This window comes from Aeromonas bivalvium (genome assembly GCF_000819765.1).
In the GTDB taxonomy this organism is placed as follows: Bacteria; Pseudomonadota; Gammaproteobacteria; order Enterobacterales; family Aeromonadaceae; genus Aeromonas; species Aeromonas bivalvium.
The window spans coordinates 10,403-28,813 of sequence record NZ_CDBT01000004.1 but is presented as its reverse complement, the minus strand read 5'-3'; the positions used below and the strand labels follow the sequence as shown (position 1 = coordinate 28,813).

General features: G+C 58.3%; 13 protein-coding genes and 1 pseudogene. 5 read left to right on the top strand and 9 right to left on the bottom strand.

What is annotated here, in order from left to right:
* The first annotated feature begins 30 nt into the window (after positions 1–30).
* Positions 31–858 carry a bifunctional transcriptional activator/DNA repair enzyme AdaA gene (locus BN1119_RS00365; RefSeq protein ID WP_041992222.1) on the top strand — a complete coding sequence of 276 codons (828 nt, stop codon included), beginning with the start codon at positions 31–33 and terminating at the stop codon, positions 856–858.
* A gap of 381 nt (positions 859–1,239) precedes the next feature.
* Here the strand turns inward: BN1119_RS00365 and BN1119_RS00360 are convergent, their stop codons facing one another.
* Positions 1,240–1,821, bottom strand: coding sequence for a GNAT family N-acetyltransferase (locus tag BN1119_RS00360; protein WP_041992219.1), 582 nt, complete (start codon positions 1,819–1,821; stop codon positions 1,240–1,242).
* A gap of 190 nt (positions 1,822–2,011) precedes the next feature.
* On the opposite strand from BN1119_RS00360, the pseudogene BN1119_RS00355 reads away from it, so the two are divergent.
* Positions 2,012–2,296 (top strand): annotated as a pseudogene (locus BN1119_RS00355) (methylated-DNA--[protein]-cysteine S-methyltransferase); the annotation flags it as partial.
* 31 nt (positions 2,297–2,327) lie between these two features.
* Here BN1119_RS00355 and BN1119_RS00350 read toward each other — a convergent pair.
* The 6 genes from BN1119_RS00350 to BN1119_RS20985 form a co-directional block, all read right to left on the bottom strand.
* Positions 2,328–5,873, bottom strand: a complete 3,546-nt coding sequence (locus BN1119_RS00350; RefSeq protein WP_244463652.1) for a YobI family P-loop NTPase — start codon at positions 5,871–5,873, stop codon at positions 2,328–2,330.
* Positions 5,874–6,688: 815 nt separating this feature from the next.
* Positions 6,689–8,278 (bottom strand): glutamine-hydrolyzing GMP synthase, encoded by a 1,590-nt coding sequence (gene guaA / locus BN1119_RS00345; RefSeq protein ID WP_041992213.1) that lies wholly within the window; start codon positions 8,276–8,278, stop codon positions 6,689–6,691.
* 84 nt (positions 8,279–8,362) lie between these two features.
* Complete coding sequence (guaB, locus tag BN1119_RS00340; RefSeq protein ID WP_041992212.1) at positions 8,363–9,826, bottom strand: IMP dehydrogenase; 1,464 nt, start codon at positions 9,824–9,826, stop codon at positions 8,363–8,365.
* Between the two features lie 55 nt (positions 9,827–9,881).
* Entirely contained in the window at positions 9,882–10,058 is a 177-nt protein-coding gene (locus BN1119_RS20315; protein ID WP_157438597.1) for a hypothetical protein, read from the bottom strand.
* Positions 10,059–10,104: 46 nt separating this feature from the next.
* Positions 10,105–10,740: a YitT family protein gene (locus BN1119_RS00335; protein WP_041992208.1), complete on the bottom strand. Its 636-nt coding sequence runs from the start codon at positions 10,738–10,740 to the stop codon at positions 10,105–10,107.
* A gap of 817 nt (positions 10,741–11,557) precedes the next feature.
* A complete protein-coding gene (locus tag BN1119_RS20985; protein ID WP_280136456.1) occupies positions 11,558–11,680 on the bottom strand; it encodes a hypothetical protein in 123 nt (40 codons plus the stop codon).
* 55 nt (positions 11,681–11,735) lie between these two features.
* Here BN1119_RS20985 and BN1119_RS00330 point away from each other — a divergent pair, with 55 nt between their 5' ends.
* Positions 11,736–12,644 carry a DMT family transporter gene (locus tag BN1119_RS00330; protein ID WP_041992205.1) on the top strand — a complete coding sequence of 303 codons (909 nt, stop codon included), beginning with the start codon at positions 11,736–11,738 and terminating at the stop codon, positions 12,642–12,644.
* Between the two features lie 164 nt (positions 12,645–12,808).
* The gene (gene xseA / locus BN1119_RS00325; RefSeq protein WP_041992202.1) at positions 12,809–14,173 is read left to right on the top strand and encodes an exodeoxyribonuclease VII large subunit; all 1,365 of its coding nucleotides are present in this window, start codon (positions 12,809–12,811) and stop codon (positions 14,171–14,173) included.
* 54 nt (positions 14,174–14,227) lie between these two features.
* On the opposite strand, the gene hutW is transcribed toward xseA, so the two are convergent.
* Positions 14,228–15,595 (bottom strand): heme anaerobic degradation radical SAM methyltransferase ChuW/HutW, encoded by a 1,368-nt coding sequence (hutW, locus tag BN1119_RS00320; RefSeq protein ID WP_041992199.1) that lies wholly within the window; start codon positions 15,593–15,595, stop codon positions 14,228–14,230.
* Positions 15,596–15,833: 238 nt separating this feature from the next.
* Here hutW and BN1119_RS00315 point away from each other — a divergent pair, with 238 nt between their 5' ends.
* Entirely contained in the window at positions 15,834–17,429 is a 1,596-nt protein-coding gene (locus BN1119_RS00315) for a methyl-accepting chemotaxis protein (RefSeq protein ID WP_041992197.1), read from the top strand.
* Positions 17,430–17,511: 82 nt separating this feature from the next.
* Here the strand turns inward: BN1119_RS00315 and aroG are convergent.
* Positions 17,512–18,411 (bottom strand): 3-deoxy-7-phosphoheptulonate synthase AroG (gene aroG, locus BN1119_RS00310; RefSeq protein ID WP_041992195.1); only part of this gene is annotated, 900 nt, incomplete at its 5' end.

The window sequence follows — 18,411 nt, the reverse complement described above, 5'->3', positions numbered from 1 at the left end:
GCGACCGCAACCTTATCGTGAGAGCGCCTTATGTCTGATTACGCCCGCATCAGTGATGCCATCCGTTTTATCGCAAGCCAGGTGGCGCACCAGCCCACCCTGGACGAGATAGCGGCGCATGTGCACCTAAGCCCCTTTCACTTCCAGCGGCTGTTCAGCCGCTGGGCCGGGGTGACACCGAAGCGCTACCTGCAGGTGCTGACCCTGGAGCGGGCCAAGGCGCTGCTGCACGAATCGCGCTCCCTGCTGGAGGTGGCCGACACCCTGGGCCTGAGCAGCGGCTCGCGGCTCTACGATCACTTCGTGCAGCTCGAAGCCGTCACGCCGGGCGAGTACAAGCAACGCGGGGCCGGGCTGGTCATCGATCACGGGGTGCACGACACCCCCTTCGGCCAGGCGTTCGTCGCCCTGACCCCGCGGGGGGTGTGCAACTTCTCGTTTCTCGATGACCAGGCCCCACAAACGCCGCTGAGCGCCCTCGCCCACAGCTGGCCCGAAGCGGAGCTGCGAGAAGCGCCCTCACGCACCCAAAGCGTCATCCACACCATGTTCGATGGCAGCAAGACGCCGGATCGCCCCATCTCGCTGCACGTGAGCGGCACCAACTTTCAGATCAGCGTCTGGCGGGCGCTGCTCGAGATCCCGCCAGCCAAAGTGGTGAGCTACGCCCAGGTGGCAAACGCCGTCGGCAACCCCAAGGCCGCCCGCGCCGTGGGGCTGGCGGTGGGCGCCAACCCCGTCGCCTTGATGATCCCCTGCCACAGAGTCATCCAGCAAAACGGCAAACTCGGCGGCTATCACTGGGGCGAGACCCGCAAGCAGGCGATACACGCTTGGGAAGCGGCGAGGTATGAGTGAACGTGGCCTTTTTCTGCTCGCCCTGATGAGGGAGAAACTGAAGTGTTGGTGGTGAGTCAGCAGACAATCAGGCAGCGCCGAACGAGCATGCAGCGATATAAAGCGGGGACATAAGAAGAATCGGGGCGCAGATCGCCCCTTTTGTTGAGTTGGAGACGGAACATGATGGCCATCCGGACCACCACTCATCGGATTGACCAAGCCCGTAGGATGCCATAAGCACCGCCCATGGCATGGATGGAGAGAGTATTCCCCTGATAGGGGTGGCGACGAATGATACCGCCTGGGCCTGGTCTATTTTTCGAAAGCCGCCTTCACCTTTGAAACAACGTGGGCCGCACGTATGTATCGCACAGCCTATAGAGAGCGAAACAAACGGGGTCAATCGCCGGGTGGGCTTTCGCGTTTACCAGCACTTGCACCTTCCATTATTTTCTCAAACCGGAACATCTCATCGTCATCTCCTTTGCCATCAAGATGGTGTGAGACCTGATGAGGATCTGGATGGTATTTGTTGTAGAAATCGACAATTTTGAAACCACATCTGTTCACGTAGAAGTGAATATTCCGTTTCTCAAAATATGGCGTCACCGTTTCCCAGACGTTGGTGAGAGGAAACGCCTTTTCAATCGCATGCCAGGCTTTCAGGCCCAAGCCTTTGCTCTGTTGGCTCGTCGCGATGAAAAAGAATGACAGGGAGTTGCGACCGCTCATCTGGTCTATCACTAACACGGCTCCACCAACACGCTGTTCGGCTGCCATGATCCAGTATGTAACGGCCCCCTTGGTGTGGAATGACTGTTCAATATCTTCGTCAGACGGAATCGGCTCTTCAAGTGGGTGTCCAAAGTCTGCCTCTGCCGCCACGCGAAAGGCATCCTGCAAGGCGAGCTTGAACTCGGGAAGGCTGCCAGGCTCAGCCTCCAGGAGGCTGATGTTTACGTTCTCTTCTGATCCTTTCACTTAATTCATCCCCAACAGATATCCCATGAACATTGAGCGGCAAAGAAGTGCACCGACCCGGGTGGTAACGTGACTGAAATGACCCATAGCTATGCGGCTTCCATTGCCAAACCCCCACGTTTGGTTAAGGGGCGGATTTTAGCCAGTCTCAGTGAGGCAGGCGAGCGATTTGAACTCGTTGTTAGGGTAACGCCCCATCTCCCTGCATGTGAGCAGCGCCCACTTACAGATCAGCGTCTGGCGGACGCTGCTCGAGATCCCGCCAGCCAAGGTGGTGAGCTACGCCCAGGTGGCAAGCGCCGTCGGCAACCCCAAGGCCGCCCGCGCCGTGGGGCTGGCGGTGGGTGCCAACCCCGTCGCCTTGATGATCCCCTGCCACAGGGTCATTCAGCAAAACGGCAAACTCGGCGGTTATCACTGGGGCGAGACCCGCAAACAGGCGATACACGCCTGGGAAGCGGCGAGGTATGAGTAGCACCCGATTCCATAATCAGACTTTTCTCTTATCAGCGCCTATAAAGATTCACTCTTATCTCGTCAGTGAAGATAGGGCTCTCACGCCAAGACGATATAATGTTTCTTGAGTCAAGCCATATGACAAGAGCCTGATTCTCAGGAGTTTTTTTCAATACCGGCGTAATATAGCCGACTTTTATTTCCGAATATGGCTTAGGTAGGTTTTCTAAGACAAAACGTACTTCGCTATCCGTCATAAGAGAATGATATTTATTAAAGAGTGAAATTTTCGTCGCAACAGGCATGGAGTTAATGATTAAGGATTGAGCAATACCACTATCGATATTGGATAAGTTGGCATCAGTACTGTTAATAATTTTACCGATGAGAGCCGATCGTTCAGGGTGGTTCACAAGTAACTCCAGATCCATCAAATCCATAATCCCAAGCTTGGCTTTATTATCAATTTCAGCGCAAAGAAGATTTTCTCTAAAATCATCATCGAGGTCGAACTCGTCTGGCTCTTCAAGGTATGTATTGATGTTTGCTGCTACAAATAAAACCTGTAGATCTTTGTTATCAGCGAGTGCATCAAGACTCTCATTACTGAAGATAATTTTACCTTCATCAATCAGAATGCGAAGCTTTGCAGGTGCAAATCCTTCTGGTAGTTCTGTGAACGGCTTTGGTAGAGCATGAATATATTCTTTATAGGCGGAGTCAGACAAAGAGCCGGCATTGAAGAGGAAGCAACGCAGTTTCTGTGAATCATCGTCACTAGGAATAGTCTGTTTCAGGAGAGCTGTACGGACAGTATCTTGATCAAGATACCCTATTAAACTCTCCGCCACGAATTCTTTACTTTCTATAAAAAATAGACAATTCAGCCAAGTTGGCTCGATCAAACGTAACTTGAACAGTGTTGCGTGCAATATCTCGGGAACATCCGCTAGCGTTGGCAACAAGGTCGTCTGTCGTTCAAGAAATTTCAGTAGATCATCCTGATCAAGTCCTTCATGGTGCATAACGGCAAGAATAGTCGAGGCATCCTCCTTTGAATTCCCTTCAAGCACCACAAGGATATCATGTAGGTAGCGTTCGAAATCACGTTCGATCCGCGTCATTAAGGTTGCGTTATTCGTCGAACGTATAGCTGTAAAGTTTCTCTCACGTAGCTGCTCGAGATCGTTCTCTCCCAAAATGGCTTGATAGATGTACTCCAGATTGTCGATGGTAAGTTCGAAGCGCCCCTTCTCGAACATAGCGCGTACAATCTCAAAATGTTCTTTGATTGCGGCCAGATTTTTGACATCAAAGCCAAGACATACAAGACGTTCTGGTGCAAGTTCAGGTGAATTGATCAAAATTTCGGGGAGGTTATCCGAAACAAATACAGGTAGTTCTTCGAAACTTTTTGCCAGCTCTTCGAGCTGCCTTTCAGGCAGGCTAGAAACTAGTTGGGTTGCGTGGGAAATATTATTGGAGCTCTCAATGGCTGCAGGGACAAGACCCTTCCAAATATTGGCCAGCCCCGAAAGTAGCCCTACAACATCGTGGCCACTCGAGTAATAAATATCAAAGAAATCTTCGCAGCTCTCGAACTCTGTTGAAAGGAACCCGAAAAGCTTCTGCAGCTGGTTGTGGTAACGACCCCGATCGCTCAGGAGACAATCAACTAGTTTAACGTTCAAGATATAGTTTTGCCGGAAGTCCTCATCTCGCATAGCTGCAATAACTTCATGTGGATTATCGATTGGAAAAACTGGAACGGGGGGGATAAATGCTCGAATCTGAATCAGATACTTATTATCATTAGGTGACAATCGGCCTGAGTGAAAGAGTGACGTGTATTGGTAGTAGGTATCATCGAGATGGCCTTCCAATATAAGGAAACGGGCAAGCTCCCCGTTTTCTCCGAAATTATCGAAGACATCCTGCACATTATCAGTCCCCAAGCGCAACAACTCATGGAGCTTCGTTGTGCGAAGCGTTGCAATTTTTGATTTTAAGTCGTATATCCGGTGCAAGCCTTTGTTCCTGAAATAAATCGACTTTCCTTCAATTTCCACTTTGCGTTGCAGATAGGATCTCTGAGAGTCCACTTCACTTTGTAATGTTGAAATATTGATTGCTTGGGAGTAACCATTATTGGTGTGGTAGTATATACGTGAAGCATCTATCAACTGTTCGAATGCATCGTTGCTGGCCAAATTAGGAAGTTCAATCCAAGCTTGCTGATTCTCACTGACGTACGCTGCATTCGCCGGAAGCTTCTCTACCAGAGCCATAGCATATATTTGCCGTAACTCTCTTAGGTTAGAGGGTGTTTGTCGCTCGAAAAATTCAAACTGCCTTTCGATTTCAGTAATTTCAACCCTATAGGCGGTTTCACCTAACTCAATTAATTTATCTTTCAGGCTCAATATTTCAGCAAGATTGCCTGTGCCACGGTGTAGCTTCTCAAAATCCCTTGGATAGACATTCTTATAGATCAAGACCGCGAGAAGCTTATTAGCATCGAGAAGAATTTCTCCATCGGCCTCCAGGTTAGCCACATAAATAGCGTATTCATTAAATATATTTTGAATCAACCTAAGATCATTCAGATATCGTGATACCTCTCTCAGAAATTGCCGTTCAAGGCACCCATCGAGATCAAGTCTCTTTCCTTGCGCCAATACCATATCAATCGAATTCGATGTGTTGATGATCGGTATGACAGGTATAATGAATTCGAAGAATTTTGTTCTATCTGTATTGGCAAACATGTCGTCGCGCAGGGCATAGAGGAATCTGATGGTGCGTTTCACACCAGCATTCTCGTTTACTAGGCTATTAATCTCACGTAGCGTTACAAAGATGTCTGCGTTGTCAAATCGATCTAGATCTTCAATAATCACAAGATCGTAATTCGTTGATTGGAAAAAATAGACAATTTCATCTAGGTGCCTATTTAGTATGGAGGTTTGGTCATCGCATGCTGGCTTTATTTCAATGTCTTTTAACGAGATGCTTTTTAGTGACAGTCCGAAGCTAGCAACATAAAAATGATGCAGCGCCCCCCAGAAAAATACTACCGCGAGAGTAAAAACGACAAGATTTATGCCATTGCTGATTTCGAATGGAGTGAAGTAAGTGCCACTTATAATATACTCTCGCTGATGAATAACGTACCAAAGCGAGAAAATACCAAGCATTATGAAGAAAGATTTAAATATAGCCAATGCACTTGGAGACTGGATTCTTTTAAATCGTGACAGCGGAAGTCTGTTTGCATCAGCCCCATACAGCATCTGCTGCAGAATACTCCTCTCAATCTCTTGGCGGCTCACCTTCCCTCCCTCCGAATCTGTCTCGGGAACGAACGAAGCCAGCGAAATATGAAGTGCAGGCCGCCGATATTTCAGTAAGAAAGATTGGATAATACTACTCTTTCCTGAGCCATAAGGACCAGTTAGAGCAATGTTGGAGACCTTCCTATTGTTTGTAGCAAACAGAATCGCTTCGGAATATACGCCAGTCTTGTCTGCCTCATCAGTGGGCGCAAGATCCACGAACTTAGATGGAATGTTGGCAGAGCGGTCTTTACTTTCCATCCAAGACACTAGCCTATCAAGGCGACTAGCAAGCCTGCGTGTTAGAGAAGTGATTGTCTTTATCATATGATACGGAATTAACGCCCCCTTAAAAATCGAAAACACACAGACGAAAATTTTTCAAGTCATTTTCATCATTCAACAGCCTATACATAGTGATGCTTTGGTGTTGGAGTTCTGTGATGGCGCCTTGAAGTTCATTCATTTCAACTGAACTACACACGGTTTACAAGCTTATTGCGGCAGACAAAATAATGATATGTCCATCTTTCCATTAATCGAGCTAATCCTTGTCTGTACAGATCTCGTTATCACCTGTCACTTCTCGGTAGGATGTTGAACAGCCAATTCGAGTACGGTGGTGCAGCGGAGCGTGGGCATCCTATGTCCTGTGGCTCCTTCGACCCGTTGATAAAACAAGATCATCCACACTGAAGACTGTTTGCTGGAAGAAAGCCCTCTTGATAGCGTCTTGGGCCAGCAAGAAGTCACTCGCCCACCAACTGCGTGACAGCAAGCGCTCCTGGACTTGAAGCACCTTCCACAAGCCCCTGGTCGGACATCAACAAATTTGTGATGAAATACACCTAGGGTCCCACTAGCAACGCCATAGCAAGGCACCAATGCAACGCGTTCTTGCAAGTCCGAGACACTCTCCCGATCGACTCGGGCACTCACCACGACAACGTTGGCAACAGAGCCCTCACCCCCTTCTCCAGGAGCAAAATTTTCTCGCAAACGATTGGAAAAAGAAAAGGCGCCTCAAGGGCGCCTTTTTGACAGTTTTGCGTTATCGGCAGGAAAGCGTTAGCCGCTTATTCCCATTCGATGGTTGCGGGCGGCTTGCCGGAGACGTCGTACACCACGCGGGAGATGCCGTTGATCTCGTTGATGATGCGGTTCGACACGTGGCCGAGGAAGTCGTACGGCAGGTGAGCCCAGTGGGCGGTCATGAAGTCGATGGTCTCGACGGCGCGAAGCGCAATGACCCAGTCGTACTTGCGGCCATCGCCCATGACGCCGACGGAGCGCACCGGCAGGAAGACGGCGAACGCCTGGCTGACCTGGTTGTAAAGGTCTGCTTTGCGCAGCTCTTCGATGAAAATGGCGTCAGCCTTGCGCAGCAAGTCGCAGTACTCTTTCTTCACTTCGCCGAGGACGCGCACACCCAGACCCGGACCCGGGAAGGGGTGACGGTAGAGCATGTCGTAGGGCAGGCCGAGTTCGAGGCCGACGCGGCGCACTTCGTCCTTGAACAGCTCGCGCAGGGGCTCCACCAGACCCATCTTCATCTCTTCCGGCAGGCCGCCGACGTTGTGGTGGGACTTGATGACATGGGCCTTGCCGGTCTTGCTGGCAGCGGATTCGATGACGTCCGGGTAGATGGTGCCTTGCGCCAGCCAGCGGGCGTTTTTCAGCTTTTTCGCTTCGTCGTCGAACACCTCGACGAAGACGCGGCCTATGGTCTTGCGCTTGGCTTCCGGCTCGTCGATGCCCGCGAGAGCAGAGAGAAAGCGCTCTTCGGCGTCGACCTTGATGATGTTCAGGCCGAAGTGATCGCCGAACATGTCCATCACCTGCTGGCCTTCGTTCAGGCGCAGCAGGCCGTTGTCGACGAAGACACAGGTCAGGCGATCGCCGATGGCGCGGTGCACCAGCATGGCGACCACGGAGGAGTCCACGCCGCCGGAGAGGCCCAGGATCACCTCGTCGTCACCCACCTGCTCGCGGATGCGGGCAACGGCGTCGTCGATGATGGTGGCCGGGGTCCAGAGGCACTCGCAGCCGCAGATGTCCTTGACGAAGTGCTCCAGCATGCGGGCGCCCTGACGGGTGTGGGTCACTTCCGGGTGGAACTGCACGCCGTAGAAGCGCTTGGCTTCGTCGGCCATGGCGGCATGGGGGCAGGTCGCGGTCTGGGCGATGGTGGTGAAGCCAGCCGGGATCTCGGTGACCTTGTCGCCGTGGCTCATCCAGACATCCAGCAGGGCATTGCCGTTGTCGGCGATGGCATCTTCGATGTTGCGCAAGAGGGCACTGGTCTTGCCGGAGTGGCCCAGCACTTCGACCTGGGCATAACCGAATTCACGCAGGTTGGAGGACTGCACCTTGCCGCCGAGCTGCTCGGACATGGTCTGCATGCCGTAGCAGATGCCGAACACCGGCACGCCGGCGTTGAACACGTACTCGGGGGCGCGCGGGCTGCCCGCCTCGGTCACGGATTCCGGGCCGCCGGAGAGGATGATGCCGCTCGGATTGAATTCGCGGATCTGCTCTTCGGTTACGTCCCAGGCCCACAGCTCGCAGTAGACGCCGATTTCACGGACGCGACGGGCGATGAGCTGGGTGTACTGGGAACCAAAATCCAGGATAAGGATACGGTGGGCGTGAATGTCTTTAGTCATTTTATTCCTGCATCAGGCTGATGTTGTCACAAAAAGCACGGGATAAAAAAATGGTGGAAAAACGGGGCGCAGGGCCCCGTTTTATCAGCCCATCCGGTAGTTGGGGGCTTCTTTGGTAATGGTCACGTCGTGGACGTGGGACTCTTTCATCCCGGCGCCCGAGATGCGCACGAACTCGGCCTTGGTGCGCATGTCGTCGATGGTGGCGCTGCCGGTCAGGCCCATGGAGGAGCGCAGGCCGCCCATCTGCTGGTGGATGATCTCCTTGAGGCGGCCCTTGTACGGCACACGCCCTTCGATCCCTTCCGGCACCAGCTTGTCGGCGGCGTTGTCGGTCTGGAAGTAACGGTCGCTGGAGCCCTTGGACATGGCGCCGAGGGACCCCATGCCGCGGTAGGACTTGAAGGAGCGGCCCTGGTAGAGCTCGATCTCGCCCGGCGCCTCTTCGGTACCGGCGAACATGGAGCCCACCATGACGCAGCTTGCACCTGCGGCGATGGCCTTGGCCACGTCACCGGAGAAGCGGATGCCACCATCGGCAATCACGGGCACGCCGGTGCCTTCCAGGGCGTCCACGGCGTCGGAGATGGCGGTGATCTGGGGCACGCCCACACCGGTCACGATACGGGTAGTGCAGATGGAGCCCGGGCCGATACCGACCTTGACCGCGTTGACGCCGGCGGCGACCAGCGCCTTGGCACCGGCGGCGGTGGCGACGTTGCCGCCGATGATTTGCAGATCCGGGTAGGCTTCACGGGTCGCCTTGATGCGATCCAGCACGCCCTGGGAGTGGCCATGGGAGGAGTCAATCAGCAGCACGTCCACACCGGCTTCCACCAGGGCGGCGACACGCTCTTCGTTGCCGGCACCGGCACCGACGGCGGCACCGACCCGCAGACGGCCGCGCTCGTCTTTGCAGGCGTTCGGCTTGCGCTCGGCTTTCTGGAAGTCTTTGACGGTGATCATGCCCTTCAACTTGAAGTCGGCGTTGACCACCAGCACCTTCTCGATGCGGTGCTTTTGCATCAAGGCAACCACCTCTTCGCGAGGGGCCCCTTCACGCACGGTGACCAGACGATCCTTCTGGGTCATGATCTGTTCAACGGTCTGGGAGAGATCGATCACGAAGCGCACATCACGGCCGGTGATGATGCCCACCAGCTGGTTGCCGTCAGTCACCACGGGGTAACCGGCGAAACCGTTCTTGTGGCTCAGCTCCTTGATCTGGGCGATGGTCATGTCAGGGCGTACGGTGACGGGGTCGGAGACCACGCCGCTCTCGTACTTCTTGACCTTGCGCACTTCGGCAGCCTGCTGCTCGATGGACATGTTCTTGTGAATGAAGCCGATGCCGCCTTCCTGGGCCAGTGCGATAGCCAGACGGGCTTCGGTCACTGTGTCCATGGCAGCGGAAATCATCGGGATATTCAGGGAGATAGCAGACGTGAGCTTGGTACGCAGGTCGGCGGTATTCGGAAGAACAGTGGAGTGTGCTGGAACCAACAGTACATCGTCGAAGGTCAGCGCTTCTTTGGCAATCCTGAGCATGGCAATATCTCACCGTTGAGGAGTGGGGGTGTAAAATATTGCCGACAAATTTTACTCATGGTTTCCCGGTTGGTAAAGAAGTATTTTTGAATTTTTGATGGCGTAGCCCGTTTTTAGACGGCCAACCCGCTAAAAACCCCATCAATACAACCGCAACCATGGCGTTTTTCCCGACAAAATGATCTTTTTTGCCGTTGAACTCCTTTCTGCCGCCAGTCTCTTGAAACAGCATTTTTCACTGACAACCCTGTCATGGCTGCCTGGCCGGTTGTCTGTTGTCAATTCCCCTGATAGCGGCCCGGCTTGTGCCAGTTCATCAGCATGGCGTTCATGGCGAGCGCGCTCAAGGTAGACCAGAGCAGCAAGGGAAGCGGCAGGGTGAGCAGGGAGAGCGCAAACACCAGCACATCCAGCACCATCTGGCTCTTTCCTGCATTGATGCCGGTGCGCCTTTGCAACCAGAGCGTCACCACCCCTGTGCCCCCCACGGAGGCATTGTGCCGCGCCAGAGACAAGACCCCCATACCGAGGAAGGTGCCCCCCACCAGGGCGGCAAACAGGGGATGGACATAGCTCACCGTCAGGAGCAGCGGCACCGCCTGGGTGGCCGCCGAGAGGGCGACGTTGACGATCAGCGTTTTGAGGGTGAAGGCGCGCCCCATGGTGAAGTAACAGAACACCATGAAGGGCAGGTTGACCAGGAAGAAGAGCACGCCGATGGGCAGGGTGCTGACATGGGCGAGCAGCAGGGCGATGCCCGCGATGCCGCCGGTGATCATGCCGGAACACTTGAGCAGGTTGAGGCCGACTGCGATAAACATGACACCGAGCACCATGCCGTAGACATCGTCCTTGAGGGAGTGGGCCAGCCCCCTGCCCGCAGCCGCTGGCTGCATGGTCATTTCACCTTCCATATGACTCCTTAGATCCGACTTGATGATGGCATTCGTTGCCCGACAACCAGGCCGTTTTGGGGCTGATAGCGGCGGCCCGTTCACCTTGCCGCCCCCAGCCCCCAATCTAGCTACCCCCTGCCCCTGATGTCGCCATCATGGGGATGACAAGGCACAGCAAAAAGAGCGCCAATCAACACAAGAGTCCACCCTACAATCAATAATCGAAATTAAATTCCGCTTCACCATCAAAAAACAGATAGATCATACCAACCCGGGAATCGACTCCCGGGCCGATTCAGCATGTTTACCCAGTCAACCAAAAAACATGTCGTTGTCATCCCTGATTAACCCGGTTATTCGGTGGATCATGCCGACATAATGCTACTTTGCAGCATGGATGATGCCCATCATGGGGGAAGCCAGGGGGCGATGCGGCGTGTTTCTTCGGGGTGGGTTTCAGAAACGGATGTGGATAACATGCACCAGTTCAGGGCAATTGCACCAAGGTGGAGCAATTTGGTGGCGCGGGTTTGTCTTACGGCGCGGCGCAGAGGCGGCATGGGCACCGCTTTGCTCACTGCAATGAACACTGCTGTGAGCAGAGCATGGAGTGACTCGGGCGCCGGGATACGCCACTCCCCTTCCCTCTAGCCCCCTGCCCATGAGCGTGCTGGTCGCTAGTCCACAGGCCTGCCCATCCACCAGCCCCCGCAGCCAGAGCCAGAGCCAGAGCCAGAGCCCCATCAGGATGGGGCATCCATTCAGGCATAGGCAGAAGGCAGAATAAAAAAGTCGGCCCGAAGGCCGACTCGCTGCACCCTGTGACAGGGCTTCCTTACTTGAGGTATTTGCCGTCCGCGCCCACCTTGCCCGGGCCGTTCAGTACCCAGACCCGCGCGGAATAGGCAGGCACCGCAAAGCTCAGGCTGCCGTTGCCATCGGGGACGCTTGCCGCCATGATGCAATCCCCCTTGCCATCTCGGGCAACAGGGCGGTTCATTCAGGGAGAGACGATGAGACCATCGGATTACGGGAGATTGCTCGCGCTGGCAGCCATCTGGGGTGCCAGCTTTTTGTTCATGCGCATCGCGGCGCCCGCCTTCGGCTCGGTCAACACCACCTTCCTGCGGGTCTTCTTCGCCCTGGTCGGGCTCGCCGCCATGCTGTTGCTGCTGCGCACCCCCATGCAGTTTCAGGGCAAGCTCAAGTCCGCCATGGTGCTCGGCATCATCAACTCAGGCGTGCCCTTCCTGATGTACGCCATCGCCGCGCTCTGGCTGCCCGCCGGTTATTCCGCCATCCTCAACGCCACCACGCCCCTGATGGGCGCCCTCATCGGTTTCTCCTTCTTCCACGAGACGCTGACCTTGCGCAAGTGGGCCGGGGTCATGCTGGGGCTGGTGGGCATAGCCCTCATCACCACCACGGGGGAAGTCGACCTGAGCGGCCAACTGGCCATCGGGGTGCTGGCCTGCCTCATCGCCACCGCCTGCTATGGCTGCGCCGGCTTCCTCACCCGGCGCTGGATCAGCGAGCGGGGGGGCCTGGACGCCAAGCTGGTGGCCTTTGGCAGCCAGCTCGGTGCCTGCCTCTTCCTGCTTCCCTTCTTCGGCTACACCCTGGCGACCGGCCCCGCCGTCCACTGGGCCCAGCCTGGGGTCTGGGCCTGCGTGCTGGCGGTCGGCTTCCTCTGCACCGCCTTTGCCTATCTGCTCTATTTCAGGCTGATCGCCGATATCGGCCCCCTGCGAAGCCTCACTGTCACCTTCCTCATTCCTCCGTTCGGCATCCTGTGGGGCTATCTGGTGCTGGGGGAAACCCTCACCGGCGGCTTCGTGTTCGGCGGCGCCGTGGTCTGCCTCGCGGTCTGGCTGGTGGTGAGCCCGAGCAGGGCCGCCAAGCCGGCAAAGGCGCAAGCCTAGGCTTCGCGTCATCTGGAGGGCCCCATGGCTCGGCAGATGGTATAGGCAAACTGGCGCCAGACACCGCTGCTGCCACAGACACGGACTCGGCGGATGGGCCGAACTGGGGTAAGATGACCCCCATCGTTTCTCCCGCCCCGGCGGACACAGCAGCAGGGCCAGCCTTGAATCACCTCGAACCCGCCAGTCAGAGCAGACAACAGCAGATCTTTACCGTCACCCGCCTCAACAGCGCCGTGCGCATGATCCTGGAACAGGATCTGGGGCTGGTGTGGCTCACCGGCGAGCTCTCCAACCTGGCGATGCCAAGTTCCGGCCACTGGTACTTCTCCTTGAAGGACATGTCGGCCCAGGTGCGCTGCGCCATGTTCAAGGGCAACAACCGCCGGGTGCCGTTCCGTCCCCAGGATGGCATGCAGGTGCTGGTGCAGGCGCGAGTCTCCCTCTATGAACCCCGGGGCGACTACCAGCTCATCATCGAGTCCATGCAGCCCGCCGGGGATGGCATGCTGGCCCTGCGCTTCGAGGAGCTCAAGCGTCGCCTTGGTGCCGAAGGGCTGTTTGACGAAGGGCGCAAGCGCCCCTTGCCCCGGGAACCCCGCGCCGTCGGGCTGGTCACCTCCGCCACCGGCGCCGCCCTGCACGACATGCTGACGGTGCTGGGGCGCCGCGCCCCGGACTTGCCCGTCTTCATCTACCCGACCCAGGTACAGGGGAGCGCCGCCATCGGCCAGATCGTCTCGGCGATCATGCTTGCCAACCGCCGCGCCGAGGTGGATGTGCTCATCGTCGGGCGCGGCGGCGGATCGCTCGAAGATCTCTGGTGCTTCAACGAGGAGGCGGTGGCCCGGGCCATCGCAGGCTCCACCATCCCCGTGGTGAGCGCCGTAGGACACGAGGTGGACGTCACCATCAGCGACTTCGCCGCCGATCTGCGCGCCCCCACCCCCTCCGCCGCCGCCGAGCTGGTGGCACCGGACAGGAGCGCCCGCGCCCAGCGTCTGGTGCACCTCAAGCAGCGCCTGGTGCAGGCCATCTCCCGGCGCCAGACCGCCGCCCGCCACGGCTTCGTCCTGCTGCAAAAACGGCTCGACCATCAGGATCCCAAGCGCCGGCTGGAGCAGCAGTCCCAGCGTCTGGACGAGCTCGATCGCCGCTTGCAGCAGCACCTGCGTGATCGCCTGCACCAGGGGGAGCGGCGCCTGGCGGGCCTCGCCATGCGCCTGCAGGCCAGAAGCCCCGAAAAGCTGCTGGCCATCGGCAAACGTCGTCACCAGCTTGCCGAGGAGCGCCTCCATGCCCTCATCGCAAAACGCCAGGATCTCGCCCGCCACCGCCTCGCCATGCTGGGAGCCCGCCTCGACGGCATCAGCCCGCTGGCCACCCTGGGGCGGGGTTACTCCATCACCCGCACCCCCAGTGGCGAGGTCATCAGCCGCGCCGCCCAGGTGAGCCCGGGCCAGCAACTGGTCACCACCCTCGCAGAGGGAGTTCTGCAGGTGCGGGTGGAGGACGTGAACAACCAATAACGAAAGGAGGCCGTCAAGCGGCCCCCTTTCGTTTCTCATTTTGCTCCCTGCCCGCTACCCCCGCGAATGATGCCGGGCCCCGCCCGGATGAGCGGCAGGGGTTGCCGCCTCCCCTCCCAGGGGATTTGACTGCAGATACTCGAACAGACCCGCCTGCAGATTGACGTTCCAGAAGCGCCCCGCCAGGGTCAGCGCCAGTGTTTCCCCGGTCAGCTCGGCCAGGCCGTGCTGTTGCCAGCGTTCAAAGAGCGGCAGCAGATGCGCCCGCAAGGAAGGCGGCAAGCGCCCGAGGGCAAGCCAGCCGGTATCGAGACCACCGCGCAGCAGCCCGTCGAGACGGGCATCGGGATTGGGCCTCATCACCATGCCGGGGGCTCGCTGACCGGCCGCCAGCGCCTCGTGCCAAGCTGCCAGATCCCGGCCATACATGAGGCCGTGGCCGTGAATGTTGCCCCCCGCCCCCGCACCGAAGGGGAGGATCTCGGCGCCGCGTTTGGCCATCTGGTTGTAGCGGCTCTGCTCGGCATCGATGCGCCGCCAGTGGCTGCAGGAGAGCCGCTGCCAGCCCCCCGCCTCCAGCGTCCGGGCCCCTTCGGCATACATGACTGCCCGCTGCTGGCCATCGGCGGCCCAGCCCAGGGTGCCTTTCTCGTCAGCGCGCGCCAGGTTGGTGCCCGCCATGGAGATGAGTTGATAGAGATCCACCCCGTGCACGCCGCTGGCCATCACGTCCGCGATATCCTGGCGCCACAGGGCATCATCCTGCCCCGGCAGGCCGAAGAGGAGATCCGCCACGATCACCACCTCGTTGTGGCGGGTCAGCGCCGCCAGCCGGGCGAGCAGTGTCTCCCTGTCGTCGAAGCGGGCCGCCTGCTGGCGCACTGCTGTGTTGAAGCTCTGCACCCCGAACGAGAAGCGGTTGAAGCCCCCCGCCAGGGCCGTCTGCCACTTCTCGTCATCGAAGCCGTTGAGCCGCCCTTCCAGGGTCAGCTCCGCATCCACGGTCAGGGGAAATCGGCGGATGGCGCTGGCCAGGCGGGAGAGATCGCCCGCCGCCATGTCGGTCGGCGTGCCGCCCCCCACATAGACCGCCGAGAAGGGGCGGCTCTGGCCAAAGGGAGACTCGGCGGCCCGTTGCAGGTCATCGCACAGGGCCGCCATATAGCGGCTCATGCGCGCCGGATTGGCGCCGTTTTCGAAGAAGTTGCAAAAACTGCAGCGCTTGCGGCAGAAGGGCACATGGATATAGAGCGCTCGGGCCTTGGCCTCGCTCGGCCGTTGCCACCAGGCTCGCCAGCCGGCGTCGTCCAGCATGAGAGGGGCAGCCCCTCCCCGGCTGGCATGGGCCGAGGTCTTGGCGGTGAAGGCGAATGCGAGGGGGTCCGGGGTGGAAAGCCCCGTCATGGTGGGAGTCAGTCTCATCGGGGGTCTGCCAGTATGGTGTTTGCGATAATGATAATTACTATCAACAACATGATGACTTGCGCCAGATCAACTGAAGATCAATAACCACACCTGGCTACCCGCGGTTAACGCCACAGCTGGATCCCGTTAACAGAATCCTTACTAAAGATGCGGTAATGTGTGCCGATAGAGAACCATCACCGACGGGCAAGCCGCCCGCTCGGCTCCCCTTTCTGCCGCACGGATCCGGTTACCCATGAAAAACCTCTCCCTCAACTGGAAAATCTTCCTCCCCCTTGCCCTGGTGATTGGGGCCAGCTTCACCCTCAGCTTCGAGCTCTCCACCTGGTTGCAGCGGGATCTTGCCCTGCGCCTGGCGGGCGAGAAGGTGGAGAGTACCGCCAACAGCTACATGGATCAGCTCAACGTCATGATGATGACCGGGGTCATTGCCAATCGGGCCCTGGTGCAGACCAAGATCAAGAGCGAGGCCGGCATCACTGAGGCCCGCCTGATCCGCGCCCCCGCCGTCAGCTCGCTGTTTGGCCCGGGCCATGCTGATCAGCAGATAGTCGACGGGTGGGACAAGCGGGCCATTGAGCAGGGGGAGACGCTCCTCGAGCAAAAAGGCAGCCAGCTCACCCTGATAAAACCCTTCAAGGCTTACAAGGAGTACCGCGGCACCCAGTGCCTCACCTGCCATCAGGTGGCCGAGGGGACCGTCATGGGGGCCGTGCGCATCAGCTATGACCTGAGCCATATCTTTGCCGAGATCCGCCACAACAACTGGCTGCTGAGTGGCTGCCTGGGGGCAGTGTTCAGCCTGGGGTTCGGGCTGCTGTGGTGGGTGCTGCAACGGCACGTCAAGGGCCCCATCAACCGGTTGCAGCGCACCATGATGCAGATGGCCAGGGAGCGGGATCTCTCCCTGCCCCTGGTCAATCACAGCCAGGATGAACTGGGCCAGATGACTCGGGCGGTCGATGAGATGGTGCAGGGTTTTCGCCACAGCCTGGCCGAGGTAGAGGGGGCCACCGCCCAGCTCTATCTGGGATCGGATCAGATCCGCGAGGGGGCGACGCGCACCGAGCACGCGGCGCGTCAGCAGGAGCTGATGACGGTCCAGGTCGCCACGGCGGTGAGCGAGCTGGCCGCCAGCTCCCACGAGGTGCGAGAACACGCCCGCCATAGCGCCGAACTCTCCGCCCTCACCAACGAGGACGCGGCCCACACCAGCCGCCTCGCCCGCCATGCCATCACGGACATGGACGAGATGGCGGCCGAGATAGCCAGGGTGGATACCGTGATCCAGCAGCTCGACAGCCGCTGCCTCGCCGTGGACGGGGTACTGGAGGTGATCAAGGGGATCGCGGATCAGACCAATCTGCTGGCCCTGAACGCCGCCATCGAGGCGGCACGGGCCGGGGAGCAGGGACGCGGCTTCGCCGTGGTGGCGGAGGAGGTGCGCGCCCTCTCCAGCCGCAGTCGCACCGCCAGCGAGGAGATTGCCGGCATGATAGCCGCCCTGTTAAAAGAGGCCCAGAGCGCGGTGACCGTGATAGGGGATGCCAGGGTCAAGGCGAAGGAGAGCATAGGCAAGACGGAGGATACCCTGACGGCAATGCAGGCCATCATCACCCGCATCACCAGCATCAATGATCTCAATGCCCAGATGGCGCAATCGGCCGAGGAGCAGGACAGGGTCTGCCAGGAGGTGGACGGCGCCGTCCATGAGATCAGAAGCCGCTCGAACGACACCCTCGGCCAGGCCCATGAGGCCAGCCTCGCCAGCGCCCGCCTGGTCACCCAGTGCCAGACCCTGGAGGCCCTGCTCAAGACCTATCGTCGCTGATCCGGCCGGGGACCCTGGCACGCCACGACGCCCACAAAAAAGCGCGATCGAGTCGCGCTTTTTTACTGGAGCCAGGCTGCCATCAGGCTGCGTTGCGCTCGGCCACCGCCTCTGCCAGGGTGCGCAGCAGGGTCTCGGTGTCGTCCCAGCCGATGCAGGCATCCGTGATGCTCTGACCGAAGGTGAGCTGGCACCCTTCCACCAGATCCTGGCGCCCCTCCACCAGATGGCTCTCCACCATGACGCCGAAGACCGCCTTGCTGCCGGCGCGGATCTGGCCCGCCACATCCTCGGCCACTCGCATCTGGTTCTTGAACTGCTTGCTGCTGTTGGCGTGGCTGAAGTCGATCATCACCTTCTGGGGCAGGCCCGCCTTCTCCAGTCCTGTCACCACCTCGCCGACATGGGCGGCGCTGTAGTTCGGCTCACGGCCGCCGCGCAGTATGATGTGGCAGTCCGGGTTGCCGGCGGTGGAGACGATGGCGGAGTGACCGTACTTGGTCACCGACAGGAAGTGGTGGGGCGCGCTGGCGGCTCCGATGGCGTCAATCGCCACCTTGATGGTGCCGTCTGTGCCGTTCTTGAAGCCCACCGGGCAGGAGAGACCGGAGGCCAGCTCGCGGTGTACCTGGGATTCGGTGGTGCGCGCGCCGATGGCGCCCCAGCTCATCAGATCCGCCACGTACTGCGGGGTGATCATGTCGAGGAACTCGGAGGCGGTCGGCATGCCCAGATCGTTGAGCTCGAGCAGCAACTTGCGACCGATGCGCAGGCCGTCGTTGATCTTGAAGCTGTTGTCCAGATGGGGATCGTTGATCAGCCCCTTCCAGCCCACCGTCGTGCGTGGCTTCTCGAAGTAGACCCGCATCACTATCTCCAGCTGATCCTTGTACTGCTCGCGCAGCGCCTTGAGGCGCTTGCCGTATTCGACGGCCGCGACCGGATCATGAATGGAGCAGGGACCTATCACCACCAGCAGGCG

What these genes read in the sequence shown, in the direction of transcription:
- BN1119_RS00315 (WP_041992197.1), top strand. Translation starts at nt 15,834, where the DNA reads ATGAAAAACCTCTCCCTCAACTGGAAAATCTTCCTCCCCCTTGCCCTG.
- BN1119_RS20985 (WP_280136456.1), bottom strand. Translation starts at nt 11,680, where the DNA reads ATGGCGGCAAGCGTCCCCGATGGCAACGGCAGCCTGAGCTTTGCGGTG.
- BN1119_RS00330 (WP_041992205.1), top strand. Translation starts at nt 11,736, where the DNA reads ATGAGACCATCGGATTACGGGAGATTGCTCGCGCTGGCAGCCATCTGG.
- BN1119_RS20315 (WP_157438597.1), bottom strand. Translation starts at nt 10,058, where the DNA reads ATGCTGTTTCAAGAGACTGGCGGCAGAAAGGAGTTCAACGGCAAAAAA.
- guaB (WP_041992212.1), bottom strand. Translation starts at nt 9,826, where the DNA reads ATGCTCAGGATTGCCAAAGAAGCGCTGACCTTCGACGATGTACTGTTG.
- BN1119_RS00335 (WP_041992208.1), bottom strand. Translation starts at nt 10,740, where the DNA reads ATGGAAGGTGAAATGACCATGCAGCCAGCGGCTGCGGGCAGGGGGCTG.
- BN1119_RS00365 (WP_041992222.1), top strand. Translation starts at nt 31, where the DNA reads ATGTCTGATTACGCCCGCATCAGTGATGCCATCCGTTTTATCGCAAGC.
- BN1119_RS00350 (WP_244463652.1), bottom strand. Translation starts at nt 5,873, where the DNA reads ATGGAAAGTAAAGACCGCTCTGCCAACATTCCATCTAAGTTCGTGGAT.
- hutW (WP_041992199.1), bottom strand. Translation starts at nt 15,595, where the DNA reads ATGAGACTGACTCCCACCATGACGGGGCTTTCCACCCCGGACCCCCTC.
- guaA (WP_041992213.1), bottom strand. Translation starts at nt 8,278, where the DNA reads ATGACTAAAGACATTCACGCCCACCGTATCCTTATCCTGGATTTTGGT.